The sequence below is a fragment of the Streptomyces sp. NBC_00989 genome, assembly GCF_045162655.1.
Classification (GTDB): domain Bacteria; phylum Actinomycetota; class Actinomycetes; order Streptomycetales; family Streptomycetaceae; genus Streptomyces.
The window spans coordinates 6870205-6891580 of the sequence record NZ_CP108728.1; the positions used below are offsets into that span (position 1 = coordinate 6870205).

The 21376-nt window shown below is 69.6% G+C and carries 16 protein-coding genes; 8 read left to right on the forward strand and 8 right to left on the reverse strand.

Annotated elements, in window-relative coordinates:
• The first annotated feature begins 124 nt into the window (after nt 1-124).
• Nucleotides 125-817, forward strand: coding sequence for a ribosome hibernation-promoting factor, HPF/YfiA family (hpf, locus tag OG714_RS30605; RefSeq protein ID WP_019056767.1), 693 nt, complete (start codon nt 125-127; stop codon nt 815-817).
• A gap of 205 nt (nt 818-1022) precedes the next feature.
• Nucleotides 1023-1769: a response regulator transcription factor gene (locus tag OG714_RS30610; protein WP_033287181.1), complete on the forward strand. Its 747-nt coding sequence runs from the start codon at nt 1023-1025 to the stop codon at nt 1767-1769.
• 19 nt (nt 1770-1788) lie between these two features.
• On the opposite strand, the gene OG714_RS30615 is transcribed toward OG714_RS30610, so the two are convergent.
• A complete protein-coding gene (locus OG714_RS30615) occupies nt 1789-2964 on the reverse strand; it encodes a winged helix-turn-helix domain-containing protein (RefSeq protein WP_406125785.1) in 1176 nt (391 codons plus the stop codon).
• 61 nt (nt 2965-3025) lie between these two features.
• Nucleotides 3026-3625 (reverse strand): GNAT family N-acetyltransferase, encoded by a 600-nt coding sequence (locus OG714_RS30620; RefSeq protein WP_406125787.1) that lies wholly within the window; start codon nt 3623-3625, stop codon nt 3026-3028.
• Nucleotides 3626-3893: 268 nt separating this feature from the next.
• Here OG714_RS30620 and secA point away from each other — a divergent pair, with 268 nt between their 5' ends.
• Nucleotides 3894-6707: a preprotein translocase subunit SecA gene (secA, locus tag OG714_RS30625; protein ID WP_406125789.1), complete on the forward strand. Its 2814-nt coding sequence runs from the start codon at nt 3894-3896 to the stop codon at nt 6705-6707.
• A 370-nt stretch (nt 6708-7077) separates the two neighbouring features.
• Here secA and OG714_RS30630 read toward each other — a convergent pair whose 3' ends face one another.
• On the reverse strand, nt 7078-7455 hold the full coding sequence (locus tag OG714_RS30630) for an Rv3235 family protein (protein WP_406125791.1): 378 nt from the start codon (nt 7453-7455) through the stop codon (nt 7078-7080).
• Nucleotides 7456-8251: 796 nt separating this feature from the next.
• Between OG714_RS30630 and OG714_RS30635 the strand changes: the two genes are divergently transcribed.
• Complete coding sequence (locus tag OG714_RS30635) at nt 8252-8767, forward strand: DUF6912 family protein (RefSeq protein WP_406125793.1); 516 nt, start codon at nt 8252-8254, stop codon at nt 8765-8767.
• A gap of 86 nt (nt 8768-8853) precedes the next feature.
• Nucleotides 8854-9519, forward strand: a complete 666-nt coding sequence (locus tag OG714_RS30640) for an HAD family hydrolase (protein WP_406125795.1) — start codon at nt 8854-8856, stop codon at nt 9517-9519.
• A gap of 83 nt (nt 9520-9602) precedes the next feature.
• Here OG714_RS30640 and OG714_RS30645 read toward each other — a convergent pair whose 3' ends face one another.
• The gene (locus tag OG714_RS30645) at nt 9603-10169 is read right to left on the reverse strand and encodes a DJ-1/PfpI family protein (RefSeq protein ID WP_019056759.1); all 567 of its coding nucleotides are present in this window, start codon (nt 10167-10169) and stop codon (nt 9603-9605) included.
• Between the two features lie 704 nt (nt 10170-10873).
• On the opposite strand from OG714_RS30645, the gene OG714_RS30650 reads away from it, so the two are divergent.
• Together OG714_RS30650 and OG714_RS30655 are read left to right on the forward strand one after the other, a co-directional pair.
• A complete protein-coding gene (locus OG714_RS30650) occupies nt 10874-15805 on the forward strand; it encodes an NAD-glutamate dehydrogenase (RefSeq protein WP_406125797.1) in 4932 nt (1643 codons plus the stop codon).
• A 162-nt stretch (nt 15806-15967) separates the two neighbouring features.
• On the forward strand, nt 15968-16447 hold the full coding sequence (locus OG714_RS30655; RefSeq protein WP_406125798.1) for a GtrA family protein: 480 nt from the start codon (nt 15968-15970) through the stop codon (nt 16445-16447).
• Here OG714_RS30655 and OG714_RS30660 read toward each other — a convergent pair.
• Nucleotides 16444-17313, reverse strand: coding sequence for an ABC transporter ATP-binding protein (locus OG714_RS30660; protein ID WP_406125800.1), 870 nt, complete (start codon nt 17311-17313; stop codon nt 16444-16446). The two genes, OG714_RS30655 and OG714_RS30660, sit on opposite strands and share 4 nt — an antisense overlap.
• Complete coding sequence (locus OG714_RS30665) at nt 17306-18223, reverse strand: ABC transporter permease (protein ID WP_406125802.1); 918 nt, start codon at nt 18221-18223, stop codon at nt 17306-17308. Before OG714_RS30665 ends, OG714_RS30660 begins: the two co-directional genes overlap by 8 nt.
• Before the next feature lie 500 nt (nt 18224-18723).
• Here OG714_RS30665 and OG714_RS30670 point away from each other — a divergent pair, with 500 nt between their 5' ends.
• Nucleotides 18724-19350: a TetR/AcrR family transcriptional regulator gene (locus OG714_RS30670; protein ID WP_328682918.1), complete on the forward strand. Its 627-nt coding sequence runs from the start codon at nt 18724-18726 to the stop codon at nt 19348-19350.
• 36 nt (nt 19351-19386) lie between these two features.
• Here the strand turns inward: OG714_RS30670 and OG714_RS30675 are convergent, their stop codons facing one another.
• Complete coding sequence (locus OG714_RS30675; protein ID WP_406125805.1) at nt 19387-20349, reverse strand: ADP-ribosylglycohydrolase family protein; 963 nt, start codon at nt 20347-20349, stop codon at nt 19387-19389.
• A gap of 17 nt (nt 20350-20366) precedes the next feature.
• The gene (gene galE, locus OG714_RS30680; RefSeq protein WP_406125807.1) at nt 20367-21347 is read right to left on the reverse strand and encodes a UDP-glucose 4-epimerase GalE; all 981 of its coding nucleotides are present in this window, start codon (nt 21345-21347) and stop codon (nt 20367-20369) included.
• Nucleotides 21348-21376: the final 29 nt, after the last annotated feature.

The window sequence follows — 21376 nt, forward strand, 5'->3', positions numbered from 1 at the left end:
GATCTTGCCCATGGGGGAGGAGGAGGTGGAAGTCACCGAGTCCGAGGGTCCGGGGTGACCGGAGCCTGGTGCGAAAGGGAGACGCTCCGCAGCGAAGCGGAGCGATCCGGGAACGGAGTTCTGCGTGGACATCGTCGTCAAGGGCCGCAAGACCGAGGTGCCCGAGCGGTTCCGCAAGCACGTGGCCGAGAAGCTGAAGCTGGAGAAGATCCAGAAGCTCGACGGCAAGGTGATCAGCCTCGACGTGGAGGTGTCCAAGGAGCCGAACCCCCGACAGGCCGACCGCTGTGACCGAGTGGAGATCACGCTCCGCTCCCGCGGTCCGGTGATCCGGGCGGAGGCATCGGCCAACGATCCGTACGCGGCACTCGACCTCGCGGCGGAGAAGCTGGACGCCCGGCTGCGCAAGCAGCACGACAAGCGCAACACACGCCGCGGTGCCCGTCGGCTCACCGCCGCCGAGGTCCCCGACCATGTCCCGGGCGCCGCGACGCTCAACGGCAACGGCCACGCCGTCCCGGACGAGCAGTCGGACGGTGTGCCCACCAAGAAGATCGGCTCGCTGGAGGTCAAGGGCGAAGGCCCCCTCGTCGTCCGCGAGAAGACCCACGTCGCCTCTCCGATGTCCCTCGACCAGGCGCTCTACGAGATGGAACTGGTCGGACACGACTTCTACCTGTTCGTCGACTCCGAGACCAAGGAACCGAGCGTCGTCTACCGACGGCACGCCTACGACTACGGCGTCATCCACCTCAGCACGGACCCGATGGTCACGCAGGCGCAACCGCCCGCGGCCGGCGGCACGCTGGGCGGCTGACCCACCCGGCAGACAGCTGAGCCGGTGCCCCTGGAGCGCGTGTGCGCCCCCAGGGGCACCGGTGTGCGACCACTTCGCGCCCCGCTCCGTGACCGCACTGTCGTCCGGGCATGGAATCATGGCCGTACAGGCCCAACCGGTGGGCCGCTGCCTTGGGTTGGCGATGGCACAGGACCACAGGCCACAGCCTTCAGGGGGAGGAACGATGGCGGACAGCTTCGGACCGATGCATGTCGGGGATGCCGACGGCGGCGTCGTCGGCATGGGCCCGGAAGCGGGCTCGACACGCAAGGAGCCGATCAGAGTCCTTGTCGTGGACGACCACGCCCTCTTCCGCCGCGGCCTGGAGATCGTGCTGGCGGCCGAGGAGGACATCCAGGTCGTCGGTGAGGCGGGCGACGGCGCCGAGGCCGTGGACAAGGCCGCCGATCTGCTGCCGGACATCGTCCTGATGGACGTACGGATGCCGAAGCGGGGCGGGATCGAGGCGTGCACCTCCATCAAGGAGGTCGCACCCAGCGCGAAGATCATCATGCTCACGATCAGCGACGAAGAGGCCGATCTCTACGACGCGATCAAGGCGGGCGCGACGGGTTATCTCCTCAAGGAGATCTCGACCGACGAAGTGGCCACCGCCATTCGCGCCGTGGCCGACGGGCAGTCGCAGATCAGCCCCTCCATGGCGTCGAAACTCCTCACCGAGTTCAAGTCGATGATCCAGCGCACCGACGAGCGCCGACTGGTGCCCGCACCCCGGCTCACCGACCGTGAGCTGGAGGTTCTCAAACTCGTCGCCACCGGAATGAACAACCGCGATATCGCCAAGCAGTTGTTCATCTCCGAGAACACCGTGAAGAACCATGTGCGCAACATCCTGGAGAAGCTGCAGCTGCACTCCAGGATGGAGGCGGTCGTCTACGCGATGCGGGAGAAGATCCTCGAGATCCGCTGACCCTCGGGCCAGGTGTCCCTCATGCCAGGAGACGGACGAGTTCCCTGGTGAGGGGGGCGCGCAGCTCGGGGGCGTCCACCCGCTCCACGCGTACGTCCGTGCAGTCCACCCAGCTCGCGGCCTCGACCAGCGCCTGGGCCACGGACGGGACGTCCTTCACGCTGTCCAGGGTGACCTGCTTGGCCACCAGGGTGCGGCCCTCGCGTGCGGGGTCGACGCGACCGACCAGCCGGCCTCCGGCGAGCACCGGCATCGCGAAATAGCCGTAGATCCGCTTCGGCTTGGGGACGTAGGCCTCCAGGCGGTGGGTGAAGCCGAAGATGCGCTCCGTGCGGGCCCGCTCCCAGATCAGGGAGTCGAACGGGGACAGGAGTGTGGTGCGGTGGCGGCCGCGCGGGGGTGTCTCCAGGGCCGCCGGGTCGGCCCAGGCGGGTTTGCCCCAGCCCTCGACCGTGACGGGGACCAGGCCCGAGTCGGCGATCACCGCGTCGACCTGCTCGCCCTTGAGGCGGTGGTAGTCGGCGATGTCCGCGCGCGTGCCGACGCCCAAGGACTGGCCCGCCAGGGTGACCAGGCGGCGGAGGCACTCGGTGTCATCCAGCTCGTCGTGCAGCAGCGCCTGCGGGATCGCGCGCTCGGCGAGGTCGTAGACCCGCTTCCAGCCACGGCGCTCCACGCACACCACCTCGCCGTACATGAGCGCGCGCTCGACGGCGACCTTGGCGCCGGACCAGTCCCACCACTCGCTGGTGCGCTTGGCGCCGCCCAACTCCGTTGAGGTGAGCGGGCCTTCGGCGCGGAGCTGCTTGATGACCTGCTCGTAGGTGCCGTCGGGGAGGTCGTGGTTCCAGTGCGGGCGGCTGCGGTAGGCGCGGCGGCGGAACGCGAAGTGGGGCCACTCCTCGACGGGGAGGATGCACGCGGCGTGGGACCAGTACTCGAAGGCATGCGTCTCGGTCCAGTACGAGTCCTCGACCGTCCTGCGGGGGACGGCGCCCAGGCGGGCGTACGGGATCAGTTCGTGGGAGCGGGCGAGGACCGAGATGGTGTCGAGCTGGACCGCGCCGAGATGGCGGAGCACGCCGCGCACGCCCGCGCGGCGGTCGGGGGCGCCGAGGAAACCCTGGGCGCGCAGGGCGATGCGGCGGGCGTCGGCTGCCGACAGGTCGGTCGTGGGGCGCGGGGCACTCGTCATGTCTCCGCACGATAGAGGGTGGCACTGACAACGCGGGCTGAGCTGGGGATTTGTCGCTGCTTCAGCGCTGGGCGGGCAGGTACGGCGCCGTCGACGGCAGGCCCAGGTCCGACGGGAGCAGGGAGCCCACCCAGCAGTCCCGTCGTACGCCCTTGTTGTTGATCGCGGAGCGGAGTGTGCCTTCGAGGGTGAAACCGGCGTGTTCGGCCACCGCGCGGGAGCCCTTGTTGCCGACCTCCGCGCGCCATTCCACGCGGTCGATCGACAGGCGGGTGAAGGCCCAGCGGGAGACGGCGACGGTGGCCTCGGTGATGTAGCCGTTGCCGCGGTGCTCCTTCGTGGCCCAGAAGCCGACCTCGCCGACGCCCAGGGAGCGCATCGTGATGGCGAGCATGCCCACCAACTCCCCTTCGGGGAGTTCGGGGTGTTCGTCGGGGTGTTCGGGGAGAAAGACACCGAAGGTGAACATCGAACTGTTCGCCCAGCCCTCCGGGACCAGTTGTTCGGTGAAACTCTGCGCGTGCTCCAGGAGGTAGGGCGAGGGGATCGTCGTCCAGCGCTGGATCTCGGGGTCCTGGGCGGCGGAATACACGACGTCGGTGTCCTGCGGGCCCACGGAACGCAGGAGGAGACGGTCGGTCGTGAGCGTGACGGGTTCCATCGGCCGATTCTGCTCGGGGGCGCACAAGGACGCCATCCTTTTGCGCTGCGTGAGCGGGTGATCACATTTCGCGCAATTCCTCGGAGGGACGCGGCACCATCGGCTACCCCCGGCCGTTGTCCCCTTTGAAGCAGATTTGAAGGAGTGGACGGTCGGCGTCCCCGGCAGGCTCCCGGCGTGGCGGGGTCCTCGCATACGATGGCCGTTGCTCAGTCATGTCATTGGAAACCGACCGTCCCAGGCCCGACCGGCAAGGAGACCAACCCCCGTGTCCGTCCTCTCGAAGATCATGCGTGCAGGCGAAGGCAAGATCCTGCGCAAGCTGCACCGCATCGCGGACCAGGTCAACTCCATCGAAGAGGACTTCGTCGACCTCTCCGACGCCGAGCTGAAGGCCCTCACCGAGGAGTACAAGCAGCGCTACGCCGATGGTGAGACCCTGGACGACCTGCTGCCCGAGGCGTTCGCCACCGTGCGGGAGGCCGCCAAGCGCGTCCTCGGCCAGCGCCACTACGACGTGCAGATGATGGGCGGCGCGGCCCTGCACCTCGGCTACGTCGCCGAGATGAAGACCGGCGAGGGCAAGACCCTGGTCGGCACCCTCCCCGCGTATCTGAACGCCCTCTCCGGAGACGGCGTCCACATCATCACGGTCAACGACTACCTGGCCGAGCGCGACTCCGAGATGATGGGCCGCATCCACAAGTTTCTGGGCCTGGAGGTCGGCTGCATCCTCGCCAACATGACGCCGACCCAGCGTCGTGAGCAGTACGCGTGCGACATCACCTACGGCACGAACAACGAGTTCGGCTTCGACTACCTGCGCGACAACATGGCGTGGTCGCAGGACGAACTGGTGCAGCGCGGCCACAACTTCGCGATCGTCGACGAGGTCGACTCCATCCTCATCGACGAGGCCCGTACGCCGCTGATCATCTCCGGTCCGGCCGACCAGGCCACCAAGTGGTACGGCGACTTCGCCAAGCTCGTCACCCGCCTGAAGAAGGGCGAGGCCGGTAACTCGCTCAAGGGCCTGGAGGACACGGGCGACTACGACGTCGACGAGAAGAAGCGCACGGTGGCCATCCACGAGGGCGGTGTCACCAAGGTCGAGGACTGGCTGGGCATCGACAACCTCTACGAGTCGGTGAACACCCCGCTGGTGGGCTACCTGAACAACGCCATCAAGGCGAAGGAGCTCTTCAAGAAGGACAAGGACTACGTCGTCATCGACGGCGAGGTCATGATCGTCGACGAGCACACCGGCCGTATCCTCGCCGGCCGCCGCTACAACGAGGGCATGCACCAGGCGATCGAGGCGAAGGAAGGGGTGGACATCAAGGACGAGAACCAGACGCTCGCCACGATCACCCTGCAGAACTTCTTCCGCCTCTACAGCAACCTCTCGGGCATGACCGGTACGGCGATGACCGAGGCCGCCGAGTTCCACCAGATCTACAAGCTCGGCGTCGTCCCGATCCCGACCAACCGGCCGATGGTCCGCAAGGACCAGTCCGACCTGATCTACCGCACCGAGGTCGCGAAGTTCGAGGCGGTCGTCGACGACATCGCCGAGAAGCACGAGAAGGGCCAGCCGATCCTCGTCGGTACGACGTCGGTCGAGAAGTCCGAGTACCTCTCGCAGCAGCTCGCCAAGCGCGGCATCCAGCACGAAGTGCTGAACGCGAAGCAGCACGACCGTGAGGCGCCGATCATCGCCCAGGCCGGCCGCAAGGGTGCCGTGACGGTCGCTACCAACATGGCCGGCCGTGGTACGGACATCAAGCTCGGCGGCAACCCCGACGACCTCGCCGAGGCGGAGCTGCGCCAGCAGGGCCTCGACCCCGAGGAGCACATCGAGGAGTGGGCCCAGGCCCTGCCCAACGCTCTGGAGAGGGCCGAGCAGGCGGTCAAGGACGAGTTCGAGGAGGTCAAGGACCTCGGAGGCCTCTACGTCCTCGGCACCGAGCGGCACGAGTCGCGTCGTATCGACAACCAGCTGCGTGGTCGCTCCGGCCGACAGGGCGACCCGGGCGAGTCCCGCTTCTACCTCTCCCTCGGTGACGACCTGATGCGGCTCTTCAAGGCCCAGATGGTCGAGCGCGTCATGTCGATGGCGAACGTTCCGGACGACGTGCCGATCGAGAACAAGATGGTCACGCGCGCGATCGCGTCCGCCCAGTCGCAGGTCGAGCAGCAGAACTTCGAGACCCGCAAGAACGTCCTCAAGTACGACGAGGTCCTCAACCGCCAGCGCGAGGTCATCTACGGCGAGCGCCGCCGCGTCCTGGAGGGTGAGGACCTGCAGGAGCAGATCGTGCACTTCATGGACGACACGATCGACGCGTACATCACCGCGGAGACCGCCGAGGGCTTCCCGGAGGACTGGGACCTCGACCGGCTGTGGGGCGCGTTCAAGCAGCTCTACCCGGTGAAGGTCACCGTGGAGGAGCTGGAGGAGGCGGCCGGGGACCGGGCCGGTCTGACCGCCGAGTTCATCTCCGAGTCCATCAAGGACGACATCCACGAGCAGTACAAGGAGCGCGAGGAGCAGCTCGGCTCCGAGATCATGCGTGAGCTGGAGCGCCGTGTCGTGCTGTCGGTCCTGGACCGCAAGTGGCGCGAGCACCTCTACGAGATGGACTATCTCCAGGAGGGCATCGGCCTGCGCGCGATGGCCCAGAAGGACCCGCTGGTCGAGTACCAGCGCGAGGGCTTCGACATGTTCACCGCGATGATGGACGGCATCAAGGAGGAGTCCGCCGGCTACCTGTTCAACCTGGAGGTCCAGGTCGAGCAGCAGGTCGAGGAAGTCCTCCTGGAGGACGACAAGCCGTCGCTCGACAAGGAGGACACGGTGCCCGCGCAGGCGAGCGCCCGTCCCGAGATCCGCGCCAAGGGGCTCGACGCCCCGCAGCGGCCGGACCGGCTGCACTTCTCCGCGCCGACCGTGGACGGCGAGGGCGGCATCGTCGAGGGCGACTTCACCAGCGACGACGAGCCGGTGCGCTCCGAGGCGGACGGCCTCACGCGCGCGGAGCGCCGCAAGCAGGGGCGTCGGGGCAGCCGCCGCAAGAAGTGACGGTCGCTCCGCGGGCCGGGCGGTGAGCTGCGGCGGGCGGCCCCTCGAGTGAGGGGTTGAGCTTGTCGGGGCCGCCGCTCTTTCGTGGAGGACCTTGAAGGGCCGGGCATCGTGAAGGTGCCCGGCCCTTTGACGTGCGGGCGGGTTGCACGCGTGCGTGCGGGGTGAGGGCAGGCGCGGGGGCGTGGTGGGGACGGCAGGGGCGTTGACCGGCGTGGACGGGCGCTCCCCGGCGCAGCGGGCGGTTGCCTTGCTCGCCAGCCGCCAGCCGCCAGCCGCCAGCCGCCAGCCGCCAGCCGCCAGCCGCCAGCCGCCAGCCGCCAGCCGCCAGCCCGGTCCGCCGCAGCCCCCGGGCCGCCGTCAGGCCTTCTCAGTCGTCGTCCTGGTGCGGGGCGCGGGGGCCGCCCAGTTCCACCGCCGTGCAGCGCCAGCGGAGGTCCGCGCCGCGTTCCAGGCGGAAGGCCATGGCCCGCACCTGGTCACCCGCGCCGATGCGGGCGAAGGCCTCCACGGCGCCCTCGCGGGCAACGTAGTAGCCGATGTCCCGAACCACCGGGCGCGTGCCGCGGGTGGCGCGCAGGGGGCCGTGTTCGGCGAGGCGGGCCAGTTCGTCGTAGGCGCGGCCGGCGGTGTGCCGGAGCATCCAGTGGACGGGCCGCTGGCCGCTCAGCACGGCGAGGAGGCGGTCCGCGAAGAGGTCGGTGGGCCGGGGCTGCGGGACGCGGCTGCGGGCGGCCTGGGTGGGCACGGTGTGGGGTTCGGCTCGGCCTGCGGCGCGAGCGGGCGTGGCAGGGGTTGAGCCGCGACCTGGCGACGGCGCGAGAGCCGTCGGGGCCGCGCCCCCGCCCGGCGCGGCCGTGGGTGTCGTACGAACTGCGCCTCGGCCCGCCGTGGCCGCAGCGGGCGTACGAGGGCCACGGCCCGGAGCGGCCGGTGGGCGGCCGTCTCCCCGGGCCGGGCGAGCCGCGCCTCGGCCCGGTGTCGCGGAGGAGGCGGCTGCGCGTGAGTCGGCGGTCGCCCCGGTTCCGGGAGTCGTGGGAAGTGAGCCCCCGACCTCGGCCGACGTGTCCGGCAGGGCCTCGCCGGTCGTCGTACGGGACGCACTCTCACCCTGTCCGCGAGGCGCCCCCGTGCCCGGGCGGCGGGGGTCGCGGCGGGTCGGGGGGCGGGTCGGGGTGTGCTGGGCGGTCCTGGTCATGACCTTGTGCATGAGGGTCCCCGTTTGGTCGGCCCGGGATGTACCGGGAAGTAACTTCGTGGTTGGGGATCTTGTACGGGGCCATGGGCGGGGGTTGCAAGGAAGGGGCGGCGCGGGTCGGAGGGGTCGGATTGTTCACTTATCCGGGTGATTTAGGGGCCCCGAGGCCCGTCACTGCAAGGGTGTCCCGGGTGAATTTCAGGCGTGGGGTGGACGCCTCAGAGGGTGCGGGTGGGGACTCGATAGGGGACCCGCGCACGTATCCTGAAGGCCCTCCCGGAGGCGCGGCACCGTCCCCGGAACCGTCCTCCCCGAGGCACTCTCCGAACTACGAAAGCGGTCAGCCATGCGCGTCTACGTCCCTCTGACCCTCTCCGGTCTCGCCGAGGCGTACAAGACGGGCGAGCTGGGGACGGGATCCTTCGTCGCGTACGCCGTGACGCCCGCGCTGCGTGAGTGGTACCTCTCCGACGACATCGAGGAGTTGGAGTACGCGGCGCTGAACCGGGCCGCGCTCGCCTCGCTGCGGCTGCTGGCGGCCGACCCCGACTCCCCCCGGCGCCGGGTCGTGGTCGCCGTCGACGTACCCGACGGCACCGCGCACGCCGACCCCGACCGCGGACTCGACCCGGCGGCGCTCGGCGAGGTGCGGGTGGCCGGAAACGTGGCGCTGGGCAAGGCGGCCGCCGTACATGTGGATCTCGGTGACGCGGAGGGCGATGTGAGCGCCGCCGCCGACGCGCTCCCGGCGGCCGACCGCGGGGACGACGACGCGCAGTTCGTCGTGGACGGGGCCGAGGACCACGAGCTGCTCTGGTACGCGACGCAGGAGATCCCGAACCTCATCGGGCTGGCCGACTGAGTCCGCTCGGCAGCGGTCGGACGGCCGGATATCGCTGTTGACCTGCGATTCTCTTGATTGTCAGTGGCGGCGGGTACTTTTTTGGCATGGGGATGCAAGGAAGCGCGCACATCGTCTGGGACTGGAACGGCACGCTGTTCCACGACAATGACGCGATCATCGGGGCGACGAACGCGGCGTTCGGCGAGTTGGGGCTGACGCCGATCACGATGGAGGAGTACCGGACGCTGTACTGCGTGCCAGTGCCCAAGTTCTACGAGCGGCTGCTGGGGCGGCTGCCCACCGACGCCGAGTGGGAGGTCATGGACGTGACCTTCCATCGGTACTACACCGAGCACCGCGTCGTCTGCGGGCTCACCGAGGGCGCGGCGGACCTGCTCGCGGGATGGCGGACCGCGGGCCGCAGTCAGTCGATCCTCAGCATGTACGGCCATGACGAACTCGTCCCGCTGGTGCGGGAGTTCGGGATAGAACCGCACTTCATACGGGTCGACGGGCGCACCGGTCCCTCCGGCGGCAGCAAGGCCGAGCACATGGTGCGGCACCTCGGGGCGCTGGCCGGTGTGGACCCCGCGCGCACCGTCGTGATCGGGGACGCCGCCGACGACGCGGTGGCCGCCCTGCACGTGGGCGCGCGGGCCGTGCTGTACACCGGCGGTTCGCACAGCCGGGCCAGCCTTGAAGTGGTCGGCGTACCGGTGGTGGACTCGCTGGCGGAGGCCGTCGCGGAGGCGGAGCGGCTGGCGGCGTGACGGTGACCTGTCGGCCGGTGTGACGAGGCGCGGCGCCTCAAGGGATGCCGCGCACCCCCGTCACGTCCCGCCGACCGCCGACGTCACGTCACCGGTGCCTTCGCCCGCAGCACCGTCAGGAACTCCCGCATCCAGCTGGAGTGATCCGGCCACGCGCGAGCGGAGACCAGCGTGCCGTCGACCACCGTCTCGGCGTCCTGGAAGGTCGCGCCGGCGGACTGCATGTCGAGTTCGAGCGCCGGGTACGCCGTGACGCGCCGGCCGCGCAGGCCGTCGATCGCGGCGGTGAGCAGGGGGCCGTGGCAGATCTGGGCCACGGGCTTGTCCGTGTCGAAGAAGGACTTGAGGATCTTGCGGAGTTCGGGATCGTTGCGGAGGTACTCGGGGGCCCGCCCGCCGGGGATGACGAGAGCCGCGTACTGGCCGGGATCGACCTCGGAGAAAGCGAGATCGGCGGGCCAGGTGTAGCCGGGCTTCTCGGTGTAGGTGTCGAAGCCGGGTTCGAAGTCATGGACGACGAACTGGAGCTTCTTGCGCTCGGGGGCCGCGATGTGGACCTCGTAGCCCTCCTCGCGCAGGCGTTGGTAGGGGTAGAGGACCTCCAGCGACTCCGCTGCGTCGCCGGTGACGATGAGGATCTTCGCTGTCATGTCGGTGCGCTCCTCTGTGGCTGTGGCGTGCGTCTCCGCCGGGCGTCATGGGCTCACGGGTCCGTGGGCTCGTGAGCGTCGGGCGTCACGGGCTCAAGGGCCCATGGGTTCGTGGGGTCATGGGCTCGCGGCCTCGTGGGCTCCCGAGTTCATAGGCAACGTGCCTCGCGCCGGGGTGCTTGCCAAGGGGCCTTGCAGTCCGGATCCCGTCACCGTCCCGACTGCCCGTGAATACGACCATTTCATGTGCTGCGCCCCTGTGCATAACGTCAAAGTTCCACCCTCGGTTTTGTACACATCCGGCTCGTGACGAGCCCCCGGTGAGGAGAGATAGCCTTGTGGCGTGATCAGCGCGATATTTCGCGGGGGCATCGTCGCCCCTGCTCCGCGCCCGGCGACCACGGACGACATCCGTGACCGGGCGGCGGTCGCTGGTCCCAGGGTCTGTCCGACAGACCTTCGCGGGCGGGACGGAGCTCCAAGGGCTCCCAGGACGCCGTGCACACCCCGGGTACCGACGCGACAGAGAGCAGCGTCACACCTTACGGGCGTGCCGAAAATGGCTGATAACCCACCGCTCATCTCACCTTGCGGCATAGCGTCTGAGCAGACCGGAGAACCCGGGCCGTGGCGTCGAGCCGCAGGGGAAGACACCGTACTTCCTTCTACGTCACGCAACGGCGCGCGACAGGAGCCAGAGGACAATGCAGACCAAGCTGGACGAAGCAAAGGCCGAGTTGCTCGAGAGGGCTGCCCGGGTAGCTGAGAACAGCCCGGTCGGGGGGCACCTACCGACCGGGACGACGGACGAGAGCACTCCAGACCGGGACACCGTGCTCGCGTTCCTCCAGCGCTACTACCTGCACACCGCCCCGGAGGACCTCGCCGACCGCGACCCGGTCGATGTCTTCGGAGCCGCCTACTCCCACTACCGGCTGGCCGAGACCCGACCCCAGGGCACGGCGAACGTACGGGTGCACACCCCGACGGTCGAGGAGAACGGCTGGACGTGCAGCCACACCGTCGTCGAGGTCGTCACCGACGACGTGCCCTTCCTCGTCGACTCGGTGACCAACGAGCTGACCCGCCAGGGCCGCGGCATCCACGTCGTCATCCACCCGCAGGTCGTCGTCCGCCGCGACCTCACCGGCAAGCTCATCGAGGTACTCACCACCCCGCCCGCCGGCGAGCTGCCGCACGACGCGCACACCGAGTCCTGGATCCACGTACAGATCGACCGCGAGACCGACCGCGCCGACCTGAAGCAGATCACCGCCGACCTGCTGCGTGTCCTGTCCGACGTCCGTGAGGCCGTCGAGGACTGGGAGAAGATGCGGGACCTGGCCCTGCGGATGGCAGATGAGCTGCCCGCCGAGCCGACCGCCTCCGACCTGCCCTCCAGTGAGGTCGGGGAGGCCCGCGAGCTGCTGCGCTGGCTGGCCGCCGACCACTTCACCTTCCTCGGCTACCGCGAGTATCAGCTGCGCGAGGACGACTCGCTGGCCGCCGTCCCCGGTACCGGCCTCGGCATCCTGCGCTCCGACCCGCAGCACGGCGCCGAGGACAGCCACCCGGTGAGCCCGTCCTTCGAGCGGCTCCCGGCCGACGCCCGGGCCAAGGCCCGCGAGCACAAGCTCCTCGTCCTCACGAAGGCCAACAGCCGTTCCACGGTGCACCGTCCGTCGTATCTCGACTACGTGGGTGTGAAGAAGTTCGACGAGAACGGCGAGGTCGTCGGCGAGCGCCGCTTCCTGGGCCTGTTCTCCTCCGCCGCCTACACCGAGTCCGTCCGCCGGGTTCCCGTGATCCGGCGCACGGTCGACGAGGTGCTGGAGGGCGCCGGCTTCTCGCCCAACAGCCACGACGGGCGCGACCTGCTGCAGATCCTGGAGACGTACCCGCGCGACGAGCTGTTCCAGACCCCGGTCGACGAACTCCGGTCCATCGTCACGTCCGTGCTCTACCTCCAAGAGCGCCGGCGGCTGCGCCTGTACCTGCGCCAGGACGAGTACGGCCGCTACTACTCGGCCCTCGTCTACCTCCCGCGCGACCGCTACACCACGGGCGTACGCCTTCGGATCATCGACATCCTTAAAGAAGAGCTCGACGGCACCAGCGTCGACTTCACCGCCTGGAACACCGAGTCGATCCTCTCCAGGCTGCACTTCGTGGTCCGCGTCCCGCAGGGCACCGAACTGCCGGAGCTGTCCGACGCCGACAAGGACCGCATCGAGGCCCGCCTGGTCGAGGCCGCCCGCTCCTGGGCCGACGGTTTCGGCGAGGCGCTGAACGCGGAGTGCGGCGAGGAGCGCGCCGCCGAACTGCTGCGCAGCTACGGCAACGCCTTCCCCGAGGGCTACAAGGCGGACCACTCCCCGCGCGCCGCCGTCGCCGACCTGGTCCACCTCGAACAGCTCACCGAGGAGCAGGCCTTCGCGCTCAGCCTCTACGAGCCGGTGGGTGCCGCCCCCGACGAGCGCCGCTTCAAGATCTACCGCAAGGGCGCCTCGGTCTCCCTCTCCGCCGTGCTGCCGGTCCTCAGCCGCCTCGGTGTCGAGGTCGTCGACGAGCGGCCGTACGAACTGCGCTGCTCGAACCGTACGACGGCGTGGATCTACGACTTCGGGCTGCGGATGCCCAAGTCGCAGAACGGCAGCGGGGACCACCTCGGTGAGGACGGCCGCGAGCGGTTCCAGGAGGCGTTCGCCGCGACCTGGACCGGGCAGGCCGAGAACGACGGCTTCAACGCGCTGGTGCTGAGCGCCGGGCTGAACTGGCGCCAGGCGATGGTGCTGCGGGCGTACGCGAAGTACCTGCGGCAGGCCGGTTCCACCTTCAGCCAGGACTACATGGAGGACACCCTCCGCAACAACGTCCACACCACCCGGCTGCTCGTCTCCCTGTTCGAGGCGCGGATGTCGCCGGACCGGCAGCGCGCCGGGCGCGAGATCGTGGACGCCCTCCTCGAAGAGGTCGACGCGGCGCTCGACCAGGTGGCGAGCCTCGACGAGGACCGCATCCTGCGCTCCTTCCTGACCGTCATCAAGGCGACCCTGCGCACCAACTTCTTCCAGGAAGCGCTCGGCGGGCACGCGCACGCGTACGTCTCGATGAAGTTCGACCCGCAGGCCATCCCGGACCTGCCGGCGCCGCGGCCGGCGTACGAGATCTGGGTGTACTCGCCGCGCGTCGAGGGCGTGCACCTGCGCTTCGGCAAGGTCGCGCGCGGCGGTCTGCGCTGGTCGGACCGGCGGGAGGACTTCCGGACGGAGATCCTCGGCCTGGTCAAGGCGCAGATGGTGAAGAACACCGTCATCGTGCCGGTCGGCGCCAAGGGCGGCTTCGTCGCCAAGCAGCTGCCGGACCCGAGCGTGGACCGCGACGCGTGGCTCGCCGAGGGCATCGCCAGCTACAAGATGTTCATCTCGGCCCTGCTCGACATCACCGACAACCTGGTGGCCGGCGAGGTCGTCCCCCCGGCGGACGTCGTCCGGCACGACGAGGACGACACCTACCTCGTGGTCGCCGCCGACAAGGGCACCGCGACGTTCTCGGACATCGCCAACGGGGTCGCCGAGAGCTACAACTTCTGGCTCGGTGACGCCTTCGCCTCCGGCGGCTCGGCCGGCTACGACCACAAGAAGATGGGCATCACCGCGCGCGGTGCCTGGGAGTCCGTCAAGCGGCACTTCCGGGAGCTGGGCGTCGACACCCAGAGCGAGGACTTCACGGTCGTCGGCGTCGGCGACATGTCCGGTGACGTGTTCGGCAACGGCATGCTGCTCAGCGAGCACATCCGCCTGGTCGCCGCCTTCGACCACCGGCACATCTTCCTCGACCCGACCCCGGACGCGGCCGTCTCGTACGCCGAGCGGCGCCGCATGTTCGAGCTGCCACGCTCCAGTTGGGCCGACTACAACACCGACCTGCTGTCGGCCGGCGGCGGCGTCTTCCCGCGCACCGCGAAGGCGATCCCGGTCAACGCCCACGTCCGCGAGGCCCTCGGCATCGAGGACAAGGTCGCCAAGATGACGCCGGCCGACCTCATGAAGGCGATCCTCAAGTCGCGGGTCGACCTGCTGTGGAACGGCGGCATCGGCACGTATGTCAAGGCCAGCACCGAGTCCCACGCGGACGTCGGCGACAAGGCCAACGACGCGATCCGCGTGGACGGCGCCGACCTGCGCGTCAAGGTCGTCGGCGAGGGCGGCAACCTGGGCCTGACCCAGCTCGGCCGGATCGAGTTCGCCCAGCAGGGCGGCAAGATCAACACGGACGCGATCGACAACAGTGCGGGTGTGGACACCTCCGACCACGAGGTGAACATCAAGATCCTGCTCAACGGCCTGGTCACCGAAGGCGACATGACCGTCAAGCAGCGCAACAAGATCCTCGCCGAGATGACCGACGAGGTCGGCGCGCTCGTCCTGCGCAACAACTACGCGCAGAACACCGCGATCGCCAACGCGCTCGCCCAGTCCAAGGACATGCTCCACGCCCAGCAGCGCTTCCTGCGCACCCTGGTCCGCGAGGGCCACCTCGACCGGGCGCTGGAGTTCCTGCCCACCGACCGCCAGATCCGCGAACGGCTCGCCCAGGGACAGGGGTTGACCAGTCCCGAGACGGCCGTCCTGCTGGCGTACACGAAGATCACGGTCGCCGACGAGCTGCTGCACACCACGCTGCCCGACGACCCCTACCTGCGCACCCTGCTGCACGCCTACTTCCCGACCGCGCTGCGCGAGAAGTTCGCCGAGCAGATCGACACCCACGCGCTGCACCGCGAGATCGTCACCACGGTCCTCGTCAACGACACGGTCAACACGGGCGGTACGAGCTTCCTGCACCGCCTCCGCGAGGAGACCGGGGCCTCCCTGGAGGAGATCGTCCGGGCGCAGACCGCGGCCCGCGCGATCTTCGACGCCGCCGAGGTGTGGGACGGCGTGGAGGCCCTCGACAACACCGTCGAGGCGCCCGTCCAGACCCGTATCCGCCTGCACTCGCGCCGCCTGTGCGAGCGCGGCACTCGCTGGCTGCTCAACAACCGGCCGCAGCCGCTCCAGCTCGCCGAGACCGTCGAGTTCTTCGGCGAGCGCGTCGAGCAGGTCTGGTCCCAGCTGCCCAAGCTGCTGCGCGGCGCGGACCTGGAGTGGTACCAGGAGATCTACGACGAGCTGACCGGCGCCGGCGTCCCGGCCGAACTCGCCACGCGCGTGGCGGGGTTCTCGTCCGCCTTCCCGGCGCTCGACATCGTCTCGGTGGCCGACCGCATGGGCAAGGACCCGATGGACGTCGCCGAGGTCTACTACGACCTCGCCGACCGCCTCCACATCACCCAACTCATGGACCGCATCATCGAGTTGCCCCGCGCGGACCGCTGGCAGTCCATGGCCCGCGCCTCCATCCGCGAGGACCTGTACGCGGCCCACGCGGCCCTCACCGCCGACGTCCTCGCGGCCGGCAACGGCACCTCGACCCCCGAACAGCGCTTCACCGCCTGGGAGGAGAAGAACACCGCGATCCTCGGCCGGGCCCGCACCACCCTGGAGGAGATCCAGGGCTCGGAGATGTTCGACCTGGCCAACCTGTCGGTGGCGATGCGCACGATGCGAACACTGCTGCGGACGCACTCGTAGTCCCTGGGTCGTAGTTCCTACGACCCTTCATTAGAAGTCGCCTATCAGCAGTGGCTACGACGATGAGGGCGCCCCGGCCGGAATGGCTCGGGGCGCCCTTTCATGAAGTGCCTTAGGCGTTTTCGAGGGGAGGACTTACTTGGCCCCGCTAAGCCTGGTGACGTGACTCTGAACCTCACCGGGGAACGCGTGACCGAGCCCGTCCGACCGGTGCGCAAGGTCGTCCTGGAAGTCGTGAAATTCGGCATCGTCGGCGGCAGCGGCGTCCTGGTCAACTTCGCGATCTTCAACGCCCTGCTGCACGGCCTGCGCTGGCCCGCGATGCTCGCGACCGTCCTGGCCAGCTGCGTCGCGATGGGCGCCAACTACCTCGGCTTCCGCTACTACACCTACCGAGACCGCGACGCCCCGAGCACCCGCCGCATCGCCCTGTTCTTCGTCTTCAGCGGCATCGGCGTCCTCATGGAAAGCGGCCTCTTCTACGTCGGCTACCACGGACTGGGCCTCCACGGTCCGCTTGAGGCGAATGCCGTGAAGGCCCTGTCGATCGTGCTCGCGTCCGCGTTCCGCTTCCTGGTCTACCGCACCTGGGTGTTCCAGGACGAGGACCTTTATGCGACGACCTCTAGCGACGACCTCTAGGCAACTTGGCCCGCCTGGGCCGGGGCCGGCTCCTTGGGCTTGTCGGCGCCGCCCGTGAAGGCCTCGTACGCCTCCAGGACGTCCTCCGTCGGTCCGTCCATCAGCAGTTCGCCGCGCTCCAGCCACAGCACGCGGTCGCAGGTGTCGCGGATCGACTTGTTGTTGTGGCTGACCAGGAAGACGGTGCCCGCGTGCTGGCGCAGCTCGCGGATCCGCTCCTCCGAACGGCGCTGGAAGGACCGGTCACCCGTCGCCAGTGCCTCGTCGATCAGGAGGACGTCGTGGTCCTTGGCGGCGGCGATGGAGAACCGCAGCCGGGCGCCCATGCCGGAGGAGTACGTCCGCATCGGCAGCGTGATGAAGTCGCCCTTCTCGTTGATCCCGGAGAACTCGACGATGCCGTCGTAGCGCTCCTTGACCTGTTCCCGGGACATGCCCATGGCCAGGCCGCCGAGATAGACGTTGCGCTCGCCGGTCAGGTCGCCCATCAGGGCGGCGTTGACGCCGAGGAGGGAGGGCTGGCCGTGGGTGTAGATACGGCCGTTCTCGACCGGGAGCAGGCCCGCGACCGCCTTGAGGAGCGTGGACTTGCCGGAACCGTTGGTGCCGATGAGCCCGATCGCCTCGCCCTTGTAGGCGACGAACGACACCTTCTTGACGGCGTGCACCCTGCGCACGCCCGCCGCCTTCTCGGCTTTCTCGCGGCGCAGCATGCGGTTGAGGGCGGCGGTCGCGGAGCCGCGTCCGGCGCCGGTTCCGTTGACCCGGTAGACGATGTCGACGCCGTCGCAGACGACGGTGGGGATCGTGCTGTCGGCGGCCACGCGGGTCCGCTCGGTGTGGTACTCGATGGTCTGCTCAGCCACGGCCGTACGTCTCCTCAGCCTTCCAGAAGTAAATGAAGCCGCCGACTCCGGCGATCAGCGCCCAGGCGGTCGCCGCCGGCCACACGTGCGGGGGAAGCTGGCTCGAGTGGAAACTGTCGATCAGCGAGTAGCGCATGAGGTCGATGTAGACGGCCGCCGGGTTGGTCTCCAGGGCGAGCGTCACGAAGTGCGGCAGGTGGTCCTTGCTGGTCAGCTTGTCGATGCTCCACATGACGCCGGAGACGTACATCCAGGTGCGCAGCACGAACGGCATCAGCTGCGCGATGTCCGGCGTCTTCGCGCCCATCCGGGCCATGATCATCGAGACGCCCGCGTTGAACGTGAACTGCAGGACCAGCACCGGGACCGCCATCAGCCAGGAGAAGCTGATCGGCACACCGAAGCAGAGCAGGATCACGACCAGGGCGGCCATCGAGAACAGCAGCTGCTGGAGCTGCTGCAGCGCGAACGAGATCGGCAGCGCGGCCCGCGGGAAGTGCAGCGCCCGTACGAGGCCGAGGTTGCCGGAGATCGCCCGGGTGCCCGCCATGATCGAGCTCTGCGTGAACGTCCAGATGAACACGCCCGTCACCAGGAACGGGATGTAGTCCGGCACGCCGCGCTTCGTGCCCAGCAGGATGCCGAAGATGAAGTAGTACACCGCCGCGTTCAACAGCGGCGTCATCACCTGCCAGACCTGGCCCAGCTTCGCCTGGCTGTACTGCGCGGTCAGCTTGGCGGTGGCGAACGCGGTGATGAAGTGGCGCCGCTCCCACAGCTGGCGGACGTACTCGCTCAGGGAGGGGCGGGCACCACTGACCGTGAGGCCGTGGCGGGCGGCGAGCGCCGCGAGGTCGTCTTCGTCGGCCGGAGCCGGCGAATGGGGCGGTGTGTGGAGGACCTGGCTCACATCCGCTGCTTTCGCTCAGGGGGAGGGGGTGCGTGCGTCCGGCTGCCGTGCCCCGTCGCCTGACGTTTCCTTACGCTTCTCTTTACGTTCTCTTACGTCGGGACGGGACCGTATCGTCGCAACGTGAGCGTAGGCGGATTCGGCGTCGGAACGCAACCGTTTCGTCGTGACGGGTGTGATGGGGTCGTTAGGTTTTGGGCCGGGGCGGGCCTGTTGCGTCGATACGGTCTGGGCAGGCGGGCTGGGGGTGTGATGGGCGTCGCGTCGCGTCGGGGCGGAACGGGCGCGTCGCGAGGACGGGCCGGTCGCGTCGCGGCGACGGACCGGTTGCGTTCCGACGCGCCGCCCGCCCGCCGCCCACTCGCCGCCCACTCGCCGTCCGCCCCCGGTCGGTCCACCCCTCGACGGTGCGCCGCCCGCGTTACGACGAGCCCGTTTCGTCGCGACGCGCCCCGCGTCGGAACGCAACCGTTTCGTCGCAACGCCCCTATGCTTGGAGCATGACGACGAACGCCGACGAGCCCCAGACACGTCAGCGCCGCCGCACCCCCGCCGGGGCGGCCGTACTCCGCGAGGATGTGACCGAAGCCATTCGGGCGGCGGTCTTCGAGGAGTTGGCGGCGGTCGGGTATGCCCGGATGTCGATCGAGGGGATCGCGCGCCGCGCCGGGGTGGGCAAGACGGCGGTGTACCGCCGCTGGCGTTCGAAGCTGCACCTGGTGCTCGACGTGGTGTCGGCGATCGCGGTGATGGGGCTGCCGACGCCGGACACCGGTTCGCTGGAGGGCGACCTCCGGATGCTGTACGAGGTGACGTCACGGGCGCTGAGGCATCCCGTCGCCTCGCAGATCATCCCGGACCTCCAGGCCGAGGCGGCCCGCAACCCCGAGATCGCCGACGCCATGCAGAAGGCGCTGCGTGAGGGCCAGGAGGGCGTGGCCAGCAAGATCCTGGCGGCGGCGGAACGGCGCGGCGAGATCCGCCCCGGCATGGACGAGGACCTGGCCCTGGACCTCATCTCCGGCCCCCTGTACTGGCGCGCCGTGGTGATCCGCAGCCCGAAGCTGCCGAAGGGCTACCTGGGGGCGCTGGCCCGGGCGACGACGGAGGGGCTCAAGGCGCTGTAGGGCTTCGTCGTACCCGCTGGGTTCCCGGCCGGTGAGTCAGCCGCCCCCGTGGTCCAACCGCCGCGCTAGTTCCCCGAGTTCAGCTGCCCGCAGCACCCGTCCGTCGAACCCCGGCAGTGGTACGTGCAGGGCCTCGGTCCAGCGCTCGGGGATCGCCGTGTTCCCGTACACCGCCCCGGCGAGGCCGCCTGTCACGGCGGCGACAGTGTCCGTGTCGCCGCCGAGGTCGATCGCGGTGCGCAGGGCGTCCTCGTAGGAGGACGTGGTCCGCAGGGCCCAGACTGCGGAGCCGAGGCAGGGCCAGACGGCGCCGTTGAACTCCGTCGCCAGGTCGGGGTGCCAGTCCGGGGCGAGGACGACGCCGTAGCGCTCGCGGTGGTCGGGGTGGACGGACCGGAGGGTCTCCGCGACGGCGTCGAGCGGGTCGCCGCCATCCAGTGCGACGCGCACCAACTCGTGGAAGACGGCGGTGCCTTCCCAGGCCGCGCGGTCTCCGTGGGTGAGTGCGGCGATGCGGCGGGCGGCGTCCATCGTGGCGTCGCGCCCCGCGCGCGCGAAGTGGACCGACGACGGGGCGGCGCGCATCAACGCACCGTTCCCGGCGCCCCGTTGGTTCGTCTGGAAGTGCAGGGCGGCGGCCAGGTTCCAGGGGTCGCCACTGCCCAGCACGGCCTCGGTCTGCAGGCCGATGTCCTTGGGGTCGGCGTTCGCCCAGCGCTGGAACCGCCGGAACATGTCCGGGAGTTGGAGTCCGCCGCACTCCAGCAGCGACTCCGCGACGAGTACGGCCATCTGCGTGTCGTCGGTGGCCTCGCCCGGGTCCCAGCCGCCGCCCCCGCACATCTCACCGCCGTGACCGGGCACCGGAAACCGGGCGGAGAAGGCGCCTTCGGGACCGAACTCGAAGGGCGCGCCGAGAGCGTCGCCGACGGCGGAGCCGAGGATGGCGCCCAGAGCGCGTTCCGACCGGGAACAGCCGTCCACTGGGCCGGAGTTCATCAGACCCCTTGTGCTCATCAAGACCGCGCAGCCCCCGGATGCAACCGCACCCACCCCTCCCAGGCCGACGTGATCATGTCCTGGACGTCGTGCTTGGCCTTCCAGCTCAGTTCGGTGGTGATGCGGTCGGCGGAGGCGACGACGCGGGCCGGGTCGCCGGGGCGGCGGGGGTGGACGGTCGGGGGGCGGTCGTAGCCGGTGATCGTGTTGATGAGGTCGATCATCTCGCGGACCGAAACGCCTTCCCCGCGGCCGATGTTGAGGGTGAGGGAGCGGCCGGGGGAGGCCTGGAGGGCGCGGGCGGCGGCGACGTGGGCCTCGGCCAGGTCCACGACGTGGATGTAGTCGCGGACGGTGGTGCCGTCCGGGGTGTCGTAGTCGGCGCCGAAGATGCGCGGGGGCGCGTTCTCGGTGAGCCTCTCGAAGACCATGGGGACGATGTTGAAGACGCCGACGTCGGCGAGTTCGGGGGCGCCGGCGCCGGCCACGTTGAAGTAGCGCAGGGAGGCCGTGGAAAGGCCGGTCGCCCGGCCCGTCGCGCGGACCAGCCACTCACCTGCCAGTTTGGTCTCGCCGTACGGCGACATCGGGACGCAGGGCGTCTCCTCGGTGACCAGTTCCACGTCAGGCATGCCGTAGACGGCCGCCGAGGACGAGAAGACGAAGGACGGGACGCCGGCCGTGGTCACCGCCTCCAGGAGGACGCGCAGGCCCTCGATGTTCTCCCGGTAGTAGTGGAGCGGCTGGTCCACCGACTCGCCCACCTGCTTCTTCGCCGCCAGGTGGACGACTCCGGTGACGTCCTGGTCGGCGAGGGTGCGGGCGACCAGTTCCGCGTCCAGGGTCGAACCCACCACCAGGGGGACGCCGTCGGGGACGCGTTCGGCGATGCCGGTGGACAGGTCGTCGTAGACGACCGCCTGTTCGCCGGCATCGGTCATCGCCCTCACGACGTGCGCCCCGATGTAACCGGCGCCGCCGGTGATCAGCCAGGTCATGTGCGGCCGTCCCCTCCGTCACTGGATGT